The sequence below is a fragment of the Lysinibacillus sp. FSL K6-1151 genome (assembly GCF_038630755.1).
Lineage (GTDB): Bacteria > Bacillota > Bacilli > Bacillales_A > Planococcaceae > Lysinibacillus > Lysinibacillus fusiformis_D.
The window spans coordinates 3,850,864-3,870,468 of sequence record NZ_CP152040.1; the positions used below are offsets into that span (position 1 = coordinate 3,850,864).

The 19,605-nt window shown below is 37.6% G+C and carries 18 protein-coding genes; 7 read left to right on the plus strand and 11 right to left on the minus strand.

What is annotated here, in order from left to right:
- The first annotated feature begins 73 nt into the window (after positions 1-73).
- Positions 74-1,045, plus strand: a complete 972-nt coding sequence (locus MHI04_RS18585; protein ID WP_058843253.1) for a rhodanese-related sulfurtransferase — start codon at positions 74-76, stop codon at positions 1,043-1,045.
- A gap of 117 nt (positions 1,046-1,162) precedes the next feature.
- Here MHI04_RS18585 and MHI04_RS18590 read toward each other — a convergent pair whose 3' ends face one another.
- Positions 1,163-2,812, minus strand: a complete 1,650-nt coding sequence (locus tag MHI04_RS18590) for an FAD-binding dehydrogenase (protein ID WP_342535090.1) — start codon at positions 2,810-2,812, stop codon at positions 1,163-1,165.
- A gap of 806 nt (positions 2,813-3,618) precedes the next feature.
- On the opposite strand from MHI04_RS18590, the gene serA reads away from it, so the two are divergent.
- The 3 genes from serA to MHI04_RS18605 all read left to right on the plus strand — a co-directional run bounded on the left by serA (position 3,619) and on the right by MHI04_RS18605 (position 6,739).
- Entirely contained in the window at positions 3,619-5,226 is a 1,608-nt protein-coding gene (gene serA, locus MHI04_RS18595) for a phosphoglycerate dehydrogenase (protein WP_342535091.1), read from the plus strand.
- A 96-nt stretch (positions 5,227-5,322) separates the two neighbouring features.
- On the plus strand, positions 5,323-5,826 hold the full coding sequence (locus MHI04_RS18600; protein ID WP_342535092.1) for an RNA polymerase sigma factor: 504 nt from the start codon (positions 5,323-5,325) through the stop codon (positions 5,824-5,826).
- Positions 5,816-6,739 (plus strand): hypothetical protein, encoded by a 924-nt coding sequence (locus MHI04_RS18605; RefSeq protein ID WP_340809440.1) that lies wholly within the window; start codon positions 5,816-5,818, stop codon positions 6,737-6,739. The genes MHI04_RS18600 and MHI04_RS18605 overlap by 11 nt, the downstream gene beginning before the upstream one ends.
- A 43-nt stretch (positions 6,740-6,782) precedes the next feature.
- Here MHI04_RS18605 and MHI04_RS18610 read toward each other — a convergent pair whose 3' ends face one another.
- The 5 genes from MHI04_RS18610 to MHI04_RS18630 all read right to left on the minus strand — a co-directional run bounded on the left by MHI04_RS18610 (position 6,783) and on the right by MHI04_RS18630 (position 11,684).
- Positions 6,783-7,571, minus strand: a complete 789-nt coding sequence (locus MHI04_RS18610) for an HAD family hydrolase (protein ID WP_036118079.1) — start codon at positions 7,569-7,571, stop codon at positions 6,783-6,785.
- A 131-nt stretch (positions 7,572-7,702) separates the two neighbouring features.
- The gene (locus MHI04_RS18615; RefSeq protein ID WP_036118080.1) at positions 7,703-7,951 is read right to left on the minus strand and encodes a DUF3006 domain-containing protein; all 249 of its coding nucleotides are present in this window, start codon (positions 7,949-7,951) and stop codon (positions 7,703-7,705) included.
- On the minus strand, positions 7,938-9,128 hold the full coding sequence (locus MHI04_RS18620) for an MBL fold metallo-hydrolase (RefSeq protein ID WP_342535093.1): 1,191 nt from the start codon (positions 9,126-9,128) through the stop codon (positions 7,938-7,940). Before MHI04_RS18620 ends, MHI04_RS18615 begins: the two co-directional genes overlap by 14 nt.
- A gap of 69 nt (positions 9,129-9,197) precedes the next feature.
- A complete protein-coding gene (locus tag MHI04_RS18625; RefSeq protein ID WP_036118087.1) occupies positions 9,198-10,544 on the minus strand; it encodes a GntP family permease in 1,347 nt (448 codons plus the stop codon).
- Positions 10,545-11,684: a glycerate kinase gene (locus tag MHI04_RS18630; RefSeq protein ID WP_058843248.1), complete on the minus strand. Its 1,140-nt coding sequence runs from the start codon at positions 11,682-11,684 to the stop codon at positions 10,545-10,547. It lies immediately after the preceding gene.
- Between the two features lie 164 nt (positions 11,685-11,848).
- Here MHI04_RS18630 and MHI04_RS18635 point away from each other — a divergent pair, with 164 nt between their 5' ends.
- Positions 11,849-12,946, plus strand: a complete 1,098-nt coding sequence (locus MHI04_RS18635) for a sugar diacid recognition domain-containing protein (RefSeq protein ID WP_036118094.1) — start codon at positions 11,849-11,851, stop codon at positions 12,944-12,946.
- A 22-nt stretch (positions 12,947-12,968) separates the two neighbouring features.
- On the opposite strand, the gene MHI04_RS18640 is transcribed toward MHI04_RS18635, so the two are convergent.
- Positions 12,969-14,474: a coproporphyrinogen III oxidase gene (locus MHI04_RS18640; protein ID WP_058843246.1), complete on the minus strand. Its 1,506-nt coding sequence runs from the start codon at positions 14,472-14,474 to the stop codon at positions 12,969-12,971.
- A gap of 173 nt (positions 14,475-14,647) precedes the next feature.
- Between MHI04_RS18640 and MHI04_RS18645 the strand changes: the two genes are divergently transcribed.
- Positions 14,648-15,043: a hypothetical protein gene (locus MHI04_RS18645; protein ID WP_036118100.1), complete on the plus strand. Its 396-nt coding sequence runs from the start codon at positions 14,648-14,650 to the stop codon at positions 15,041-15,043.
- A 256-nt stretch (positions 15,044-15,299) separates the two neighbouring features.
- Here MHI04_RS18645 and MHI04_RS18650 read toward each other — a convergent pair whose 3' ends face one another.
- The 4 genes from MHI04_RS18650 to MHI04_RS18665 all read right to left on the minus strand — a co-directional run bounded on the left by MHI04_RS18650 (position 15,300) and on the right by MHI04_RS18665 (position 19,121).
- A complete protein-coding gene (locus MHI04_RS18650; protein WP_342535094.1) occupies positions 15,300-16,211 on the minus strand; it encodes a copper amine oxidase N-terminal domain-containing protein in 912 nt (303 codons plus the stop codon).
- 594 nt (positions 16,212-16,805) lie between these two features.
- Entirely contained in the window at positions 16,806-17,468 is a 663-nt protein-coding gene (locus tag MHI04_RS18655; protein WP_036118570.1) for a ribonuclease H family protein, read from the minus strand.
- Positions 17,469-17,615: 147 nt separating this feature from the next.
- Positions 17,616-17,963 carry a YlbF family regulator gene (locus tag MHI04_RS18660; RefSeq protein WP_036118573.1) on the minus strand — a complete coding sequence of 116 codons (348 nt, stop codon included), beginning with the start codon at positions 17,961-17,963 and terminating at the stop codon, positions 17,616-17,618.
- A 15-nt stretch (positions 17,964-17,978) separates the two neighbouring features.
- Complete coding sequence (locus tag MHI04_RS18665) at positions 17,979-19,121, minus strand: DUF445 family protein (RefSeq protein ID WP_036118576.1); 1,143 nt, start codon at positions 19,119-19,121, stop codon at positions 17,979-17,981.
- A 213-nt stretch (positions 19,122-19,334) separates the two neighbouring features.
- Here MHI04_RS18665 and MHI04_RS18670 point away from each other — a divergent pair, with 213 nt between their 5' ends.
- A complete protein-coding gene (locus MHI04_RS18670; protein WP_342504465.1) occupies positions 19,335-19,538 on the plus strand; it encodes a YheE family protein in 204 nt (67 codons plus the stop codon).
- Positions 19,539-19,605: the final 67 nt, after the last annotated feature.

The window sequence follows — 19,605 nt, forward strand, 5'->3', positions numbered from 1 at the left end:
TCTACTCTAAGCAAAATTGCTCTTGTTATGCTATATTAAAGGACGAATATTGAGTTAAAGGTGGTAACGTATTTTGATACAGAAGGACTATCGTGTATTACTTTATTATAAATATATTACAATTGAAGACCCTGTAGCATTTGCAGAAGAACATTTAGCATTATGTAAAGAAATTGGACTTCTTGGACGTATTTTAGTAGGCTCTGAAGGCATTAATGGCACCGTTTCTGGTACCGTTGAGCAAACAGATGCTTATAGGAATCATATGAAGGCAGATGCTCGTTTTAGTGATATTATGTGGAAAATCGATGAGGTGGAAGGACATACCTTTAAGAAAATGCATGTACGTCCTCGTCAGGAAATTGTCCATTTAGGTTTGGAGCATGATATTAATCCTTTGGAAATCACAGGCGATTATTTATCGCCTAAAGAATTTATGGAACAAATGCAAGAAGAGAACACTGTGATTATCGACGCCCGAAATGACTATGAATATGATATTGGTCATTTCAAAGGTGCTGTACGACCTGATATTGAAACCTTCCGTGACCTTCCAGCTTGGATGGAAGCACATAAAGAAGATTTTGCAGATAAAAAGATTTTAACTTACTGCACAGGTGGTATTCGCTGTGAAAAATTCTCTGGTTGGCTAAAACGTGAAGGCTATGGTAAAAGTGTTGGTCAATTACACGGTGGTATTGCAACCTATGCAAAAGATCCTGAAGTAAAGGGCCAGCTATGGGATGGTCAGATGTTTGTTTTTGACCGTCGTCGAAGTGTACCGATTAATCAGGTTGAGCATGTCATCGTTGGGAAGGATTACTTCACAGGTGAACCTTCTGAACGTTATACAAACTGTGCAAACCCTGAATGTCATAAATTAATGTTATGTGAGGAAAAACACGAAGCATTTTATATGCGTAGCTGTTCAGATGATTGCCGCCGTGCAGAACGCAATTTCTTTGTCGAAGAGAATGGTTGGACGAAGGAGCAGGTTGAGGAGCAAATTGCTAAGATTGCAGAGATTCAAAACGCAAATCGTTAATACTTGGTGAGATAGGGTTTAGCCGTGTGCGTAAATGGTCTAAACCTTAAAATAGTAAGCCATCTACTAGCCCATCCAAAAAGAGCATCGTCCTGATGAACGATGCTCTTTTTCTTATTATTCCTGCGCTAAATAGCGCCCAACCTGCCGTCCACTAAATAAACAGCCTCCGACAAATGTCCCTTCTAAAGCACGATAGCCATGAACACCCCCGCCACCGAAGCCACTTACTTCACCAGCAGCAAATAAACCTGGTATAGGTTGACCATCCATACCCAACACCGCACCATTTAAATTTGTTTGTAAGCCACCCAAGGTTTTCCTAGTTAGAATGTTTAAACGTACGGCAATTAATGGCCAATTTTTAGTATCTAGAATTTTATGTGGTTTGGCAACACGCACTAATTTATCTCCAATATAATGCCTTGCCCCATGAATAGCGTTAACCTGTAAATCCTTCGTAAACTTATTGTCCATTTCTCGATCCCTTGCCAAGATTTGCTCTTTCACTTTCATGAAATCCAGTAGCTCATTCCCTGCTAGTTTATTCATGCCTTCTACTAGTTCTTTTAAATCATGTGCAATCACAAAATCTTCGCCATGATTTTTAAAAGCTTGGATAGGGGCTGGTGGACCTGGCATTATACGCTTAAGCACATCACTAATGCTTTTGTTTGTTAAATCTGGGTTTTGTTCTGAACCAGATAGTGCAAATTCCTTCTCAATAATTTTTTCCGTTAAAATAAACCAAGAGTAATCATAACCTGTTTTTTGAATTGCCTCTAACGTACTGAGCGTATCAAAGCCTGGGAAGTTGGGTGCATGGAATCGATTACCTTCTGCATCAAACCATAAGGAGGAAGGCCCTGGTAAAATACGAATGCCATGGTTGGGCCAAATTGGATCCCAATTTCTTAATCCCTCTGTGTAATGCCACATGCGATCGCGGTTTACAATACGTCCTCCAGCATGTTCTGTGATTTCTAGCATTCTCCCATCAACGTAAGCTGGCACACCACATACCATATTTTTAGGAGGAGTCCCAAGTCGTGCAGGCCAATTTTTTCTTACTAAATCAAAATTAGCCCCAATACCGCCACTTGCTATAATCACGGCATCGGCTTCGTAGGAAAATTCGCCAATCCCCAATCTCGAACTTTTTTCACCTCGATTAATAAAGGTTTCTGCTAGCACTGTTCCACTGATTCCTGTAATTTTTCCATCATGTTGTATAAATTCATCCACACGATGTCTTGGTCTAAAATCGATAAATCCATCTTTCATAGCTTGCTTTACTTTATTTACAAACGGCTTTACTATGCCAGGACCAGTTCCCCATACAATATGAAATCTTGGTACAGAATTGCCATGTCCTCCCGCTAAAGAGCCTCCCCGTTCTGCCCATCCAACCACAGGGAAAAATTTGATACCTTTTGACTTTAACCAGTCATATTTTTCACCTGCAGCAAAATCAACATAGGCTCTGGCCCATTTATAAGCCCACGAATCCTCATCTTCTAAACGATCAAAGCCTGCAGTTCCTTGCCAATCTTGCCACGCCAGTTCTTTACTATCTTTAATTCCAAGCCTTCGCTGCTCTGGAGAATTTACTAAAAATATCCCACCAAAAGACCAGTATGCCTGTCCCCCTATTGAATTTTCAGGCTCTTGATCTACTAAAAGAACTTTTTTCTTTGCATCGATTAACTCACAAGCAGCAACTAAACCCGCAAGTCCAGCACCAACTATTGCAACATCGTACTGCATTTTTACACCCCCAAATCAAATCATCCTTAACTAACATTCTTCTCTCACAGTCTGTTTACCTTCTAAAATCTAATTTTTTGTCTAAAATGTGACAAGCGAAAATGTTCGCTTTCTTACACTTAAATCATCAAGGAATAGCATAAATCATCTAATTCATTCCATTTAATTACCATATAATTTTTTAACCGTAAACTACATGGAACACTGATACTATCGCACTTTTCAAATATCGTTAACGCTTTCATTGTATCCTCCGAAAAGACGAATATTAAACACTAATAAAACGAATAATGTTCGTTTTTAGTTATTATTCAGACTTTTGAAGTCTGTATTTTTTAAGTTTTTCAGAAATATCGTTGACAAAGGTGAACAATAGGGATTATGATGTTAACAAATTTAATCACACAAAATATAACGACGGAGACATACTAGTCACAAGAAAATCCAAAGAGAGCTGATGGTTGGTGTAAATCAGTGATTTCTACGATAATAGTTCCACTCCAGAATAGATAAGCCGAACAACTTAACAGTAAGCTTATCCGTCCCATGCGCGTTACGCATATAGCTAAGACTGCCAGAATAAATTTTCCAGCAGTGATTAAGGGTGGTACCGCGAACCAATGTTTATTCAGCCTTTCGCCCCTTACAACACAATAACTGTGTCTGTAAGGCGTGGAAGGCTTTTTATATTGTTTTCGATTTAGAAAGGAGATCGTTTGCATGCTGTAAGATGTTCGAATTTTACAAATTTCAGACTGTCGTAGATAAATCCACAACCCATATTTATTAAAAAGGAGCTAATTATAATGACTACTGCAACAAAAAACATTAACGTATTTATCGCTGATCCACTAAGTGAGGATGGTATTTTCCCATTACGTCAGGAGCAAGATTTAGATTTAAACATTATTGTAGACACTGGTCTTGCACCAGAACAATTAATCGCTAAAATTGCAGATGTGGATGTATTACTTGTTCGTTCTCAAACAACTGTGACACGTGAAGTGATCGAAGCAGCTAAAAACTTAAAATTAATTGGTCGTGCTGGTGTGGGTGTCGATAATATTGACCTTGCTGCTGCTACTGAACATGGCATTATCGTTGTCAACGCACCAGATGGTAACACAAACTCAGCTGCTGAGCATACAATCGCAATGATGACTTCACTTGCCCGTCATATTCCACAAGCTTTTAATACATTAAAAAATGGAAAATGGGATCGCAAATCTTATGTTGGTGTTGAGCTAAAAAATAAAACGTTGGGTGTTGTAGGCTTTGGACGAATCGGTGTTGAAGTAGCTTATCGTGCAAAAGGTCAACGTATGAATGTTATGGCATACGATCCTTTCCTAACAGATGAACGTGCAAAAGAATTAGGTGTAACAAAAGCATCAGTTGAAGAAATTTGCGAAGCAGCAGATTTCATTACAGTTCATACACCACTTCTTCCTGAAACACGTAATCTTATTAATAAAGAAAAATTTGCGATGATGAAAGATGGCGTGCGTATCATTAACTGTGCACGTGGTGGAATTATCAATGAAGATGATTTATATGATGCAATCGTAGCAGGAAAAGTAGCTGGTGCTGCCCTAGATGTATTTGTTTCTGAACCAGCAACAGATCATAAGCTACTGACTTTACCACAGGTAATCGCAACGCCTCACTTAGGTGCATCGACAATTGAAGCACAAGAATCTGTTGCGGTTGATGTATCAAATGACATCATTAAATTTTATAAAACAGGTACCGTAACAAACCCTGTAAACATGCCATCTATTCCGAAAGAGCTTCTTGCACAAGTTGAGCCTTTCTTTGAATTAGCTGAAAAGCTTGGTTCATTCCTATCACAATTAACAACAGAGCCTGTAAAAGAAATCAACCTATCTTATGCTGGTGAAGTAGCAAACTATGATGTACGTCCATTAACTTCAAATGCACTAAAAGGCTTATTAGCAAAAAATCATGGTAATCATGTAAATGATGTCAATGCCCGTTACTTATCTGAACGTATCGGCATGAAAATTAATGAGCACAAAACAACAACTGCTAAAGGCTTTACAAGCTTAATTACAATTGAAATTATTACTGCTAATGAAACGCATACAGTAGCTGGTACATTATTAAACGGTTTAGGTGCACGTATCGTAAAAGTAGAAGACTATGTTGTGGACGTCATTCCACAAGGTCACCTTCTTTACATTAAAAATACGGACAAACCAGGTGCAATTGGCCGTGTAGCAACAAAGCTTGCAGAAAAAGAAATCAATATCGCAACAATGCAAGTTGGCCGTGCACAGGTTGGTGGTACAGCGGTTATGATGCTAACGGTTGATAATGTTGTAACTGAAGAAGATTTAGTTTTTGTAGCACAGCTTGAAAACATTGATGAGGTAAAAGCCATTAACCTATAATTAATCATAACAAGAAGCAGGGAGTCTCTACTCTCTGCTTTTTATTTTGGTAAAATGATACTTTTCTAAGGGTTCTTCGTCTTTAAAGAAAAGGAGGTGTACAGCTTGAAGATAGAAGAAATATTTTACTTACATAACCACACCATTTTTAAATACTTATATTACTTACTAAATGATGAAAAATTAGCGGAGGATTATACACAGGAAACCTTTGTCCGTTATTTGAAACATCACCAAACAATAAAAGAAGGAGCCGATCTCGCTTGGTTGCGGTGCACTGCACGTAACCTTGCCTATGATCATTATCGTCGAAAAAGGATAATTCAGTTTGTCCCTTTTTTACAACAGCATGAAGAACAAGCGTCACCTTCTCCTCATCAATGGCTGATGCAACAAGAAGATACCAAGATGCTATATCTTGCTATTCGTAAACTAAAAATCACCTATCGTGATGTAATCATTCTGCGCAAAATAGAAGGACTATCCATCGAGGAAACCTGCACTATCCTTGGCTGGAATGAGGGAAAAGTAAAAAACACATTAAAACGAGCACTCATCGCATTAAAAAAACAGTTAGGAGGTGAGATGGATGAAGAATGATAAGAAGACATGGCAACACTTAGATGATTTAATGTTATCTGATCAGCAGCAAAAAAAATTATTACGCAATATGACAGAGCCCTCAGTAATTAATAAACAAAAGACTAAAAATAGATGGAAAATTCCTTCTGTGTCATTGCTATTTATAGTAGTTCTTTCTATATTACTATTATCTTTTGTTCAAAGTCCTACTAATTCTCCTACAACAATGGATTCCTCCAAAGCAATCCAACGAATCTATTTAAAGGAGAATATGAACAAGGAAACCTTTATAGCACAGGATTCTTGCCTTTATGTTCCTCAGCAATGCTATGCTCATGCAAAGGCTATCACACAGCTACAACAAAATTGGGACAACGCTTCTCCTGTAACAATATCCGCTAGTCAGTGGAAAAGTGGTACTATCTATGATATTTTGATTCTCTATAATGACCGTACACAAGAGAAATGGAAGGTACTCAATAACAAGATTTTCTTCAATGTTGAAACACAGCAAGCCTTTCTGATTGAAGAGTCATTTGACTCACTACGCTATTTTTATGATGAGAAGCGGTCGACGAAACTTATTATTGGGAACATTTTCATCCTACTTATGCATTTCATACTGTGGATTGCTAAAAAAAGAATGCCTTATACAGAACGTCGCTTTTTTGCTGCGACAGTTGAGCATGCCATTGCCAATGCCATCATGCTCGTGTTGTTTGGAGGCATTTCATTTGTTATCTATCTTGTACACCATACTATTCATGCAGTAATTATTTATGGCCTTTTCTCACTCTACTCCTTTATGCAAATCTATTATCGTAAAAAGGCTGGTGAACCTCAGGGTTACTTAATAGCTAGCGCTCTTGTCCAGCTTTGTATAGCTATAGCTTTTACATGTTTATATCTTGGACTAAATGTCTATTTTTAACAAAAAATGTACTGACTCCATGAGGGATCAGTACATTTTTATATTATAGCTTATTTACAAGCTCCATCAATGCTGTCAAAGAGTCTACCTCATAGGAAGGTATCACAGCACCATCAGCAATATGGTTTTCACGATTAATCCATACATTGCGCATACCCACACGTGATGAGCCTAAAATATCGGTATTCAAATTATCGCCAACCATAATGGCCTCATCAGCGGTAATTCCTACTTTTTCCATAACATATTCAAAAATGGACGCATCCGGCTTCCCTTTACCAAAGTCTCCCGAAATAATAATGTGATCAAAATAGGGGGCAATTTCTGGAGTGATTTCTAGTTTTAAGTTTTGCAGACTTGGTGCACCATTTGTTAGCAAGACAAGCTGATATTTTCCTTTTAATTCATCTAACACCGCAAAAGTATCTTCGTATAAAAATGGCGCTACTTTACGCTCGGCTACAAAGCGCTCTCCTAGCTCGGCTCCAAACGCTGTATCCTCAATACCAAGAGCAGCTAACCCTTTTGTCCAAGCCGCTGCACGATAACTAGGAACAATTTCTTTCATTTTTTTGAAAGAATCTGTAGCGTCATCAAAAGTTCCCCAAAGACCTTCAAACGGATTAATACCAATTAAAACGGTATAATCATATGTTTCATAACCTTCATATAAAGCACGTGCCTCTCGACGAACCGCTTCCTCTAGCTCAGCAGGGTTCACATGATGTACTGTTGCAGCATAGTCACATGTTTTTTCAAATGCTGTTTTGACCGATTTTTTATCCCATAGTAATGTATCATCTAAATCAAAAATAATTGTATTTATCGACATTTTGTCCGCTCCTAGCTCACGATTAATACTACTATTTTAGCATATTTTCAAAATATTTAGGATAACAAATTAAGTACAATTCCTCTATCTAAAAACAAGCTGTGCGTCAAATCTTCACAGCTTGTCATCTATTAATTATGTTTATTACGCAAACGGTTCATTAAACTTTGAATGTCTGCTCTTTTTTGTTGTGTTTCATCTTGTAAAATTTCAATATAGTAAATGCCATCTTTTTCTTCTATCTGCACACGATCACCTACTTGCACTGGCTTGTTCATGGCTGACTGTGAAATAATGAGTTGTTCCTCTTCCTCTGGAAACATTAAGAAAATCGCATAGCCATCTTCAATACGGTCTAATGTGTATTTACTCGAGCTCACTGACAAGTTCCCCTTTCTCATTGCGTAATTGCGCAGCATCTCCATCATTTAACCAAATCTGTTTAGTTGTCCATTTCAAATAATTTTGCCCTTCTCTTGCATTAGCTCCACTTGTAATATAAATTATTTTCCCTGGCTGTAAAGTGAGATTTGGAAAATTAAACACTTGATTCCCTTCAATTGAAACAAGCTGCCAATCCTTTAAAGAAACAGCTTGTTGTCCATTATTTTTAATGCCTACAATTTCAGTAACTAAATCCTTGCTGACGATCTCAATAGCTGGAGCGGATACTTCTATTTCGGTAGGTTTTTTGCTAGTTTCCACTTTAGAAGTTTCCTTCCCATTCACTGTATAGTTTACCCCATCTGTGGATACCGTAATCGTTCCTAAATCCGCTGTGGCATAGATTTTACTACCAATAGCCTGCAAACGATCTACTACTTCTGCATGTGGATGGCCATATTTATTATCTTCCCCGTAACTTAATATCGTGACTTCTGGTTTTACAGCCCGAATGAATTCCTGTGAGCTACTTGTGTTAGAGCCATGATGCCCTGCCTTCAGAACAGTTGCTGTTACATCATACTGCAGCATTTCTTTTTCTAATGCTACTCCAGCATCTCCTGTTAATAAAAAAGAGACATTGCCATAAGTCATTTTTAAAACAATGGAAGCATCATTATTATCTGATGCCTGCTCATTCGCATTCAATACTTTCACAGTTACATCCTTATCAAACTCAATAGTTTCACCTGTTTTTGGCACATAATAAGGGATATTTTTTTCATCAATTAGTGTCAGCATTTCTTCAAAGGTTTGGGATGTATGTACTTTACCCGAATCATAAAATTGCTCAATCGTAAGTGAATTTAACACAGGAATGAGACCGCCAATATGATCTGCATCTGGGTGTGTCGCTACAACTACATCGAGCTTGCTCACTCCAAGTTCCTTTAAATAAGAGACAATCTGCTGCCCTGCACCTTTCACTCCTCCATCCACAAGCATTGTTTTACCATTTGGTGATTCAATCAATATAGAATCCCCTTGACCCACATCAATAAAATGAACGCGCATATCATGACCAGCCGTTACAGCCATTTTCTCTGGCTTGATTGCCTCAGTACAGCCTGCTATTAAAAAAATACAAAGGAGCAATACTATTATCTTTTTCATCAACTAACTTCCTTTCTCTTTTTCTATTATACAAAAAGAGAGCTAGCCATGGGCCGCTCTCCTTCTTCTTTAAACGAATATCCACCATAAAATCATCGTAATTGTAATTGTGACAAGACCCTGCAATAAAGTTGCGACCGTTTGTGCTTTATAGGCCTGTGTGACTTCCATGCCACTATACTGTGTAATTACCCAGAAAAAGCTGTCGTTCACATGACTAACTGTCATTGCTCCAGCACCAATTGCCATCACCACTAATGCTAACGGTACCGCTCCCTCAATTCCTAATGTTACAAGCATTGGCGCTACTAAAGTAGAGGTGATCACAAGTGCCGTTGTGGAAGAACCTTGAGCTGTTTTCAATGCTGCTGCTACAATAAATGGCACAAGAAGGAATAATGTACCTGATGCAAACATGCCTAAATCCATTTCCTGAAGCATTTCTCCAACACCAGCATTTTTAATAACAGTTCCAAATGAACCGCCAGCTCCTGTAATAAGTAAAATAGGAGCCGCTTCTTTTAAGCTTTCACCAATCCAGCCCGTTAATGTCGTTTCACTAATTTCAGGTAATAATAAAAATGCCGATGCTACACCTAAAAATAAAGCTACTGTTGGTGAACCTAAAAATTTAAAGATTGTATTGAATGTCGATTCTGTATCACCAACTAATGCTGCTATAGAACCTAGACCAATTAACACAATTGGTAAAACGATTGGCAAAAAGGCTTTAAATGTTGACGGCATTTTGCCAAAAGATTTAATCACTTCCTCATAATCTAATGCCTCTACCTCATCTTCGGGTACTCGAATCTTTGTCGCCACTTTCACCGACCATAGATAACCTACAAATGTCGCTGGTATCGCTACTAATAAACCAATGACAATGACCGTTCCTAAATAATCCGCAGCACCAATATTCCCTGCTGCTGCAATAGGTCCTGGAGTTGGTGGTACTAATACATGTGTAGCAAATAAGCCCGTTGCTAAAGCTACTGCCATTGAAGCAATTGTGACATTTGCTCGCTTTGCCAATGATTTTTGTAAGCTGGATAAAATAATAAAGCCTGAATCACAAAACACTGGAATGGACACGATATAGCCAATTAAAGACATCGCTAATTGAGGACGCTTTGGCCCTACAATTCTTAACACGACTTCCGCCATTCGATAGGCAGCACCTGACTTTTCTAATATTAAGCCTATAATCGTACCAGCGATAATAACTAAGCCAATGCTTGTCATCAAGCCACCAAATCCAGTATTAATACTTTCAACGACTGATAATAATGGCATCCCTGATGCCATTCCAACAAAGAAAGCACTAATTAATAGCGCTAAAAACGGGTGAAGCTTTAACTTAGCCGTCCCCAGTACAACAAATAATACCCCTATTAAAATAATGATGAACAACATCTAGTCATCCCCCTTTTGTATGGTACGCTCAATCAATCTCTTAGTTTTTAAGCGAATATAGTGCGTAGGATCTTGCATCGCCTGCTGCACACTAGTCTCCTCATCTACTAAAGATTCGATAACTGTAAAATACTCTTGCAGAGCTGTCTTCGCCTTTCCATCGATTCCTCCCGATAATAACAATGCCTCTACCTTAGCAAGTCTAGCAGCCTTTGCCACACCCAATGGTGCCTTACCATGTAATGTTTGTAGATCGGATTTACCTTCTCCTGTTATCACAAACTGTGCCTCTACTAAATGTGCCTGAAGCTGTACAGCATCTAATACAATATCAATCCCTGCATGGAATGTTCCATTTAAAAATGCGATTAAAGCACCACCCATTCCCCCAGCAGCTCCCGCACCTTTATAATCATGCAGCCGAATGGAAAATTGAGCTTCAACAATATCTGCAAAATGCTTTAAACAGCGATCAAATTCGGCAATCTGCTGTTTTCGGACACCTTTTTGTGGACCAAAAATGGCTGTTGCCCCTCGTTCACCAATGAGCGGATTATCAACATCACAGGCTATTGTAAATGTCGCCTCGGCTAATCTAGCATCTAGCTGGCTAATATCTATAACATTTAATTTCACTAAATTAGAAACTCCAGCCTCTAGCTCTGAACCATCCTCCGTCATTAATCGAACGCCTAATGCCTGTAACATTCCAATCCCAGCATCATTCGTGGCACTTCCACCAATGCCGATAATAAACTTTCTATAGCCTTGATCGAGTGCGGCTTTAATTAACTGGCCAGTGCCATAAGATGTAGCTAGCTCTGGATTTTTCTCATTATCTTGTAGCAGCATAATGCCAGATGCTTGGGCCATTTCTATAACACATGTTACTTGATCCCCCAACACTCCATATTGAGCCTGAATTGCCCTTCCCAATGGATCTAGGACGTTTACAGAAAAATATTGACCTTCTGTAGAGGCAATCAGTGATTGTAGCGTGCCTTCTCCCCCATCTGCAACTGGTAATACGATTGTTTCAATCGATTGATCCGCATCCAGGATTCCTTCCTGCATTGATTTTGCTACTTCAACTGCTGACAGAGTACCCTTGTAGGAATCTGGACTAATGATGACCTTCATGCTATACCTCCACTTATGTCGTCCATTGACATTTACGTAAATTTTCATATCCTAAGTTAAGCGCTTACAATTTATTATAATGACAATAAATTCAGAAAACATTATAATGGGTGTACAATTTAACTGTCCTATAACAGGCTGTTTTTTATGCGAGGTGTATAAACATGTTGACGAAAAAATTAGCAGAAGAAATCGTACATCAAACGATGCTACGTTTGCGCCACAATATTAACGTCATTAGCCCAAGTGGCGTGATTTTAGCCTCTGGCGATAAAATGAGGGTGGAAAATATTCATGAAGGTGCCCTTCATGTGACACAAACAAAAGAGACATTAATTATTAACGAAGAAAATATCGAGCAGTATCCGAACACAAAACCAGGCATTAATATGCCAATCATGTATCAGGATGAAGTAGTAGGGGTTATTGGCATCACAGGAGAGTCTGAGGATATGTTTGAAATTGCCAATCTTGTACAACTCACAACAGAAATTATGACACACCAAGCCATTGTTGAATCTAAAAGTGAATGGCAACGAAAAAATAATGATTATATATTTGAAGCACTTGTTCATGGTAGTAAGTTAGATGCAGCCTTAAATGAACGAATTCAAAAATTACCCTTTGCTCTAAAAGCTCCCTTTCAAGTGATTTTAGTGAGCTTTAATGAGACATCTTACGTAGAAAATTCAATTCCCCTTTTTTTTGAGGATTTATTTTATAAACAGCCTATTCTTGCCGGTCATAGCCAATTGCAAGAATACTATATTCTGCTGACAAATTGTGAAGAACAGAGTTGTCGTCCCATTATCAAAGCGCTACGCAAACAGAAACAGAAGCTGCCTTCTCTTCAAATAGGTATTGGTCCTGTTGTGCAACATCTATCACAGCTTCCCTATAGCTACCAAGGCGCAAGAACAGCGCTAGAATTTGCAACAGTCCAGAATGAATTAACCTTTTTTGAAGATGTCGAGTTATTTTCTCTTTTTAAGCCTCGAGAATCAGAAGAAGTACAAGCATTTCATCATCGTATACTGAAAAATATGGATGCTAAACAGTTGGAAACATTACAATCATTTTTTGACTGTAATTTACAATTAAAGCTTTGTGCACAACAACTGGCTATTCATCGTCATACGCTTACCTACCGATTAAATAAAATAAGAGAAATGACAGGCTACGACCCACAATATTTCGAGGATGCCGTTATTTTAAAAATGGCCTGTACATTGCGAACACTACAAATAATGAAGGCAACCTGAACAACGCAGATTGCCTTTACCTTTATGCTTTATATAATTCATCTAAAAACTCTATTTTTTTCCCAATAGCCTCTTCAAAGGTCATAATATAGGCTGCTGGATCTTTCGGATTGTGGAATTGCGTAATTCTTCCTGTCTCAGGATGAACAAATTTAGAGGATGCTCCACAGCCAATCCCTAAGATTGTCTGCACCTCTTCCATAATCACAATATTGTAGATACTTTCTTCACCAGCCTTACTATAGCCGACATTTTCTAAATTACCTAAAATATTTTTTTGACGGTATAAATAATATGGAACATAGTCATTTTCTTTAGTCCAAACCTGTGCCATTTCCATCATTTCGGCCACTGTATCGCGATCCGCTACTTTGTATTTATCCTTATTACGTGTCATCTCTGACGCTCGTTTAAATGATAGCGTATGAACCGTTAATGATTCTGGCTGCATCTTAGCAGATTCTTCTAAAGAATGCTGGAACTCGTCTACCCCTTCATTCGGTAATCCAATAATGAGATCCATATTAATATTGTTCATACCTGATTCTCGTGCAAGCCAAAACTTATCAATGGTTTCCTGAACCGTATGATGACGACCAATTGCTTTTAATGTTTCATCTGTATATGATTGCGGGTTAACGCTAATACGATCAATGCCCCATTTTTTTAGTACCTCTAATTTTTCAGGTGTAATTGTATCTGGTCTGCCGGCTTCAACAGTCACCTCTCGAATTGTTTCGGGATTTGGGAAAGACTCATACATTGTTTGATATAAGGCGTCCATTTCATCTGCCTCAATTGAAGTTGGTGTGCCGCCTCCCCAATAGATAGAGGTGATTTTCATATTATTGTCCTTTAACCATTTGCCCATTTCGCGCAACTCAATATGCAAGCCATCTAAAAAGGTTGCCACACGACCTTGCTTACGGTTACTACCAATCGCATAGGCTGGGAAAGTACAATACGCGCACTTCGTCGGACAGAATGGAATGCCGATATAAACACTAATCTCTTGCCCAATCTCATCTATATCAGGAATGGTTACTAATTGTCGTTCCACAATTTCCTTTAATAGTGCCACCTTGTCCTCTGATAAACGGAAATCTCGAATCAAAAGATCAGCAATCTCTTGTTCACTTTTCCCTTCTTTTCTAAATTTATGATAAAGCTTTGTTGGGCGCACACCTGTTAAAATCCCCCATTGCTGATGCATCCCCGTATGCTGCTCAAGCACATTTAAAAATACATGTGATAATGCACGTTTCATACGAATATTTAGCTCACGATCAGTCGCTGCTGATTCATATTGAATGCTATATTCATTTGTATATTGCTGCCCATCTACAGTCAATACGGCTTTTGTAGAAATGGAAAAATCGTCCCCAGTCTGATAATCAAATGATGCAGACATATCTGCTCCCTCTGGTTCTACCTTCAGCTTGGAGTCCTCAAAAAATAAATTCGCTATATGATTTAATACCCTTATCCAATCCTCAGGATATTTTTGATCTATGTGAATAATTTTCATCTTATTTCGCTCTCTTCTTTTCTTATTCCAGATATAGTGCAGATTTAAGTTTAACAAATTTCTATGTCTTTAAGCAAAGTAACAATTACAATCCTAAAATAACAGAATATTCAATTTTCAAATAGACAAACTATTTCTTTATCATTATAATTTTTAAAAAGGTGGTGTTGATAGTGTTTATTTTAAAAAATAGCAACCGAATAGACATTTCTCGCTTTATACATCAAATAGAAATAACATTTCACCAGTTTGACTTAGAACGTTGTGATGAAAAAACATTATATGTAACGGTTTTATTTAGATATGGCACACATCATGTTCTTTGTGATTTTATCTATATAATCAACCAACAAGACATTTATGGTGCCATCTCTATCAATGAGCACTATGAAAAAGCAAGAGAATTTATTCAACAACACTCCCAGCAATTTTTACTGTATTCAGATGAAATGACATTAGCCAAAAATTTTATGAATACAGTGTCTTTTAAGCAATGTCTTCAACAATTTGCAAAAAGGTATCCTACCTATGCTTCCTTGAAAAACTACTATCCCATAGCAATAGCATAATGACCACAAATGAAAAGAGTATGCCAAAAACTTTCGGCATACTCTCCTAGTGTTAAAAAACAAACAATAAACTTTCGAAAAAGGCTTTTCGTTTTAGGCCACTTACTTGCTGCTTTTACGCCGAACAAAATCAGTTTCGCCGTCTCGCTATCCTCCCAGAGTCGGACGTCCATGGAAAGGACGTTGGCGGAGCGAAAATCAACCTTTTGCCTTGGTCAAAAAGACTTTTTCAGCTATTGATATCATCTTTAATCTTTTATTTTAAATATTCTTCAACAAATTCAACCGGTACATAGGTTTTTGTGTCTTTCAGTGTTGGTGCTACTTTTAGTGTGCGTAATGCTTTATTATAGCCAAATGTTGTTTCTCCACGCTTCAATGTGTAAGACATATTTCCCTTTGTAAGAATAGCCCCTTTACCAGTTGAGTCCACTTTGAAGCCAAGCTTTTCAGCAATTATACGTAATGGCACCATTTTTGTACCAGCTACTTCGTAAGAGTCTGATGTGATAATTTTATCAATTTCTTCATTTACTGGATTCGTCGTAGTTGCGGGATAATCATCCAGTACAATCACTTTAGATGGTGTTGTTTGTGCTGGAATACTTTTAGTAGAGGCTGTATAGAAAACAACTAGGTGCTTCTCTGTTAAATCTTTAGCCTCTACTTTTTCACTTTTTGCGTTTAATAGCTCTGTTTCATTACCGATATTTAGTTTTAACATATCATACGTATTCGTTAAATCCTCAAAGTAATAATCAACTTCAACAAAGCCAACTTCTTCTGATTCTACAATGACAACCTCAGGATTGAATTGTGGTGGATAAATATATTTTTGAGGCTTGTTGGCAAATGTATAAGCGATTACTTTATCTCCTTTTTGAAGATCCACTTTCTTACCTGTATTGTCAAACACAAGAGTATCTTTCGTCATTTCTAATACATTTATTTGCTCGCCGTCTTTTACAGTGTAGTATGTAATGTTTTCTCCAACACGAACATCTTCCACAGTACCACGCGTATTATTGAAAATGTGTACTGGATCTATTTGAATTTGTGGTACTTCTGCTTCTGTAGCATGCTGCTCATTTGCTGAAGCTACTGGCACTATGGCACTTCCAAATAATAATGCAGTCATTGCCACTGGTGCTAACTTTTTCATGTTCATAAAAATCTCTCCTTATTGTTTGGGTTCAAAGGAGTAGTAGTTTTAAAATGGGAAAAGTTTCATCATAAGCAGAGAAATTTATGAAAAAAGGTGATGTCATCAGCAGAAACAGCCATTTTGAAAGGCGATGGTTGATGTCCGTTCTGCCATTGTTCTTTCCAGGGGGCATTCGATGAGCAAGCTTCACTCACTGCGTTCACTCCAATCAACCATGTACAAAAGTGTCTTTTCCTTATCTTTCATACGAGCCGTAGTGAAAATAACTCATTATTTTTTATGAGTAGAGAAAGGATAGTCTCTTATTGTCAATGTGGAGAAGCGATGAGTGACACCCCCCTCCAGAAAGAGTAGTGAATACCTTCACTTTATTTGAAAACCTTTGCTAAAGTGAATACTTCACTTTATTACAAAACCTTTGCTAACAAGAAACATTTTTATGAATTGAAGTGGAAGGCTACTTGACTCCCGATCACCCACAGGAAAGCAAGTAGCCTGCAACGGAAATCCATGTTCACCTTTTGCAAAAATTCTATGGATGGTTTTGTTTTTCAACACTATGAAGAGGTAACAGTCACTACTGCCTCCTCTTCTTCGTTAGTCTTTTACAATCTCTCTCAAGCCCGTAATATCTATACCATTTAACGCTTGTGTAGCAAGACGATCCGCTTCAGCATTATCCTTACGGGAGACCAGCTGATATTCCGGTTGAATGTTAAACTGCTCTAGCTTGGCATCGATTTTATCTGCCCAGCTTGCTAACTCCTTTTCTAAAGCAGGCCATTCCCCATTTAACTGATTGATGACTACTTGCGAATCTCCTATAATTTTCACAGGCAAATGGTGAACATTTAACAATTCCAGCTCCACTAAACCTAAATAAAGTGCCGCATACTCTGCTTCATTGTTTGATTTTAGTTCAGACGAAAAGGCATTTTTTCTTAATCGGAAAGGTTTACCATTTTGTTCATAATAAATGGCACATCCTAACCCTGCCTGCCTTGTCCCAAGGTCAAACCCACCATCAAAATAGACAGTAATATTATGCGGCTCCGTCTCTATTTCCTTTAAATAGGCTTTTAGCTCTTTCAGTGACCAATTGGTATCTTGCCGATCTATGCAATGTAACGATTTTACTCTTCCCGTTCTTTCCATATCCTCTGCTAGTAATAATGCTTGAGCAGCAGGCATTTCAGCTGAACGTAAAACAGTTGTTGCTCCTTTTGGTGTTTTATAAGTCCATTCAATGATGACATGCATAATCATAACCTCCGATACTCCCTGACTTATACATAAAGTAAAAACGTGTACCGACCACTTGCGGATACACGTTTTCTTCTTACTTGTTATATGTGCAATTCCGAGGACAATTATTCCTTTTTAAATTGCGACTTATCACATTTTTATTTATTGAATTCCTTCGTATAAACCTTGAATAGGTTTTATTAAAATGCGATTCACTTCTTCGATTACTTTACTTAACTTCATTTCTGACTCAAGCATCGTTGAGATTTTTTCATTTTGCTGTGCAAGCTGTGCTGCTTTTTGTGCATAGACAAGCTCATCTTCCAGTATATCCTCACCTGCTAATTGTTTTTTCTGTAAATCAATTTGGATTTTACGGAAGTTTTTAAAGACATTTAATGCCTCTTCATCATTCTTTACAACTTCAACTGCAGCTTTTAAAGCTTCAAACTCAGGAATCTTCCGAAAAGTTGCCTCTAACGCATTAATGTCATTATAAATATTAATCATTCATACATTCTCCTTTTAAATAAAGTAAACAATTAAACCTTGCACAATCCCAATCAATCCACCAAGAACTGCACCTAATACGGTAATCATTTTAAACTCACGTTTTGAAATACCTAATACAAGCTCCTCTAATTTTTCTACTGGGAAAGAGTCTACCTGCTCTCTAACAACCTCTTGTAAGTTTAAACGTTTTAGTACATCCTCAAGTTTTTCCTCAGCTTTCACAAAAGCTTTTTCTATAGCTTGTGGAATCACCGTATACTTCGCCCACTCATTTCCTTCAGGCCAGTAATAAGAAATCGGTTGATTTAAACGTTCAGCGATTGCTAATTGCTCTTTCACGTACACTTGTAATTTCGATAAAATTGGTTCAAATTGAACGTCTTGTAAAAAGTCCATTGCTGGTCGATCTTTTAATTTTTCCAATTCCTGTGTAAATATTTTTGTTAGTAATGTTGACGTTCCTGGCGCTTGTAAAAACTTCACAAGCTCACGTTGAACTTTACCAACAAGTGAGGAGGAATCACCTAAAAACATATTGATCATGCCACCAAGAGAGCCTTTTGATGATAAAAAATCATCAATCATCGCCTTGATTGTCATTTCGCCTTCTGGTGATAAAAAGTAATCCTCACCTTTTTCTAAAATATGATGAACCGCTACAGGAATTTTAGCATCAATCGTATTTTGAATATCATCAGATAGCAGAGAACGAATTGATTTTGTTGATAGTGTATTCTTTACTGCCGAAAATTGTCCCTCAACTATCGCTTCAACCTTCTGCTCAATGGTAGCTGACAGTTGTGAAAATCCTGCTAAGTTTAGCCAATCCTGAATGGTTTTATCGTTTGTAAAGACTGTCTCTTCAACCTTTGCTTGCACAAATTGTTCTACTTTGTCCTGAATATCTTTTGAGAAAAATTTCTTTCTAAATGTTTCAGGCGTTAATAAGTAATTTACTACTGTGAGACCAAGCTGTTTTGCTAATTCATCACGTCGTTTTGGAATAAGACCTGGCGTAAACGGTAATCGCCAGTTTTTAATATATATTGCTTTATGTGGACGAAAAAGCATTTTAATGGCCAGATGATTTGTTACGCCACCAATTGCCGCCCCAATAATCGCCATAAAAAGTAATGTCACGATAAAATTATCCATTAGTATCCTCTCATTTCAATTGTATTCACGATTGGCGTATTTTGTCGCCTTCTGCACTCATTATAGCAGAGCAATGATTTTCTACGAAAGAAATATCCTCTTTAGAATTTCCAATCTTATGCTATTAACTTCTATCCTAAAAGCGAATAGTTGCAAAATTACCATTATCCTTGAATAATATGAACTACATACAATAGAAACGAGGTTTAGATGATGATTCAGCATTTCAGTTTTAAACCATTATTTGACAATTCCCAAATTCCTGGGTGGGCTATTTCATTTTTTTATCAACGACAACGATATCAGGCTGAATATATAAAGGATGGGACAATTCAATGGATAGGACCAATTCCACCAAACGAAGAGGATGTTAAAAAAATGATACATGAACTCATGCTGTTCCACGTATACGACTAAAAAAGTAGTCATTTTTTCGTAATAATTCCGCATAAAACTACCTATATTTACTAACTAATAGCACGTC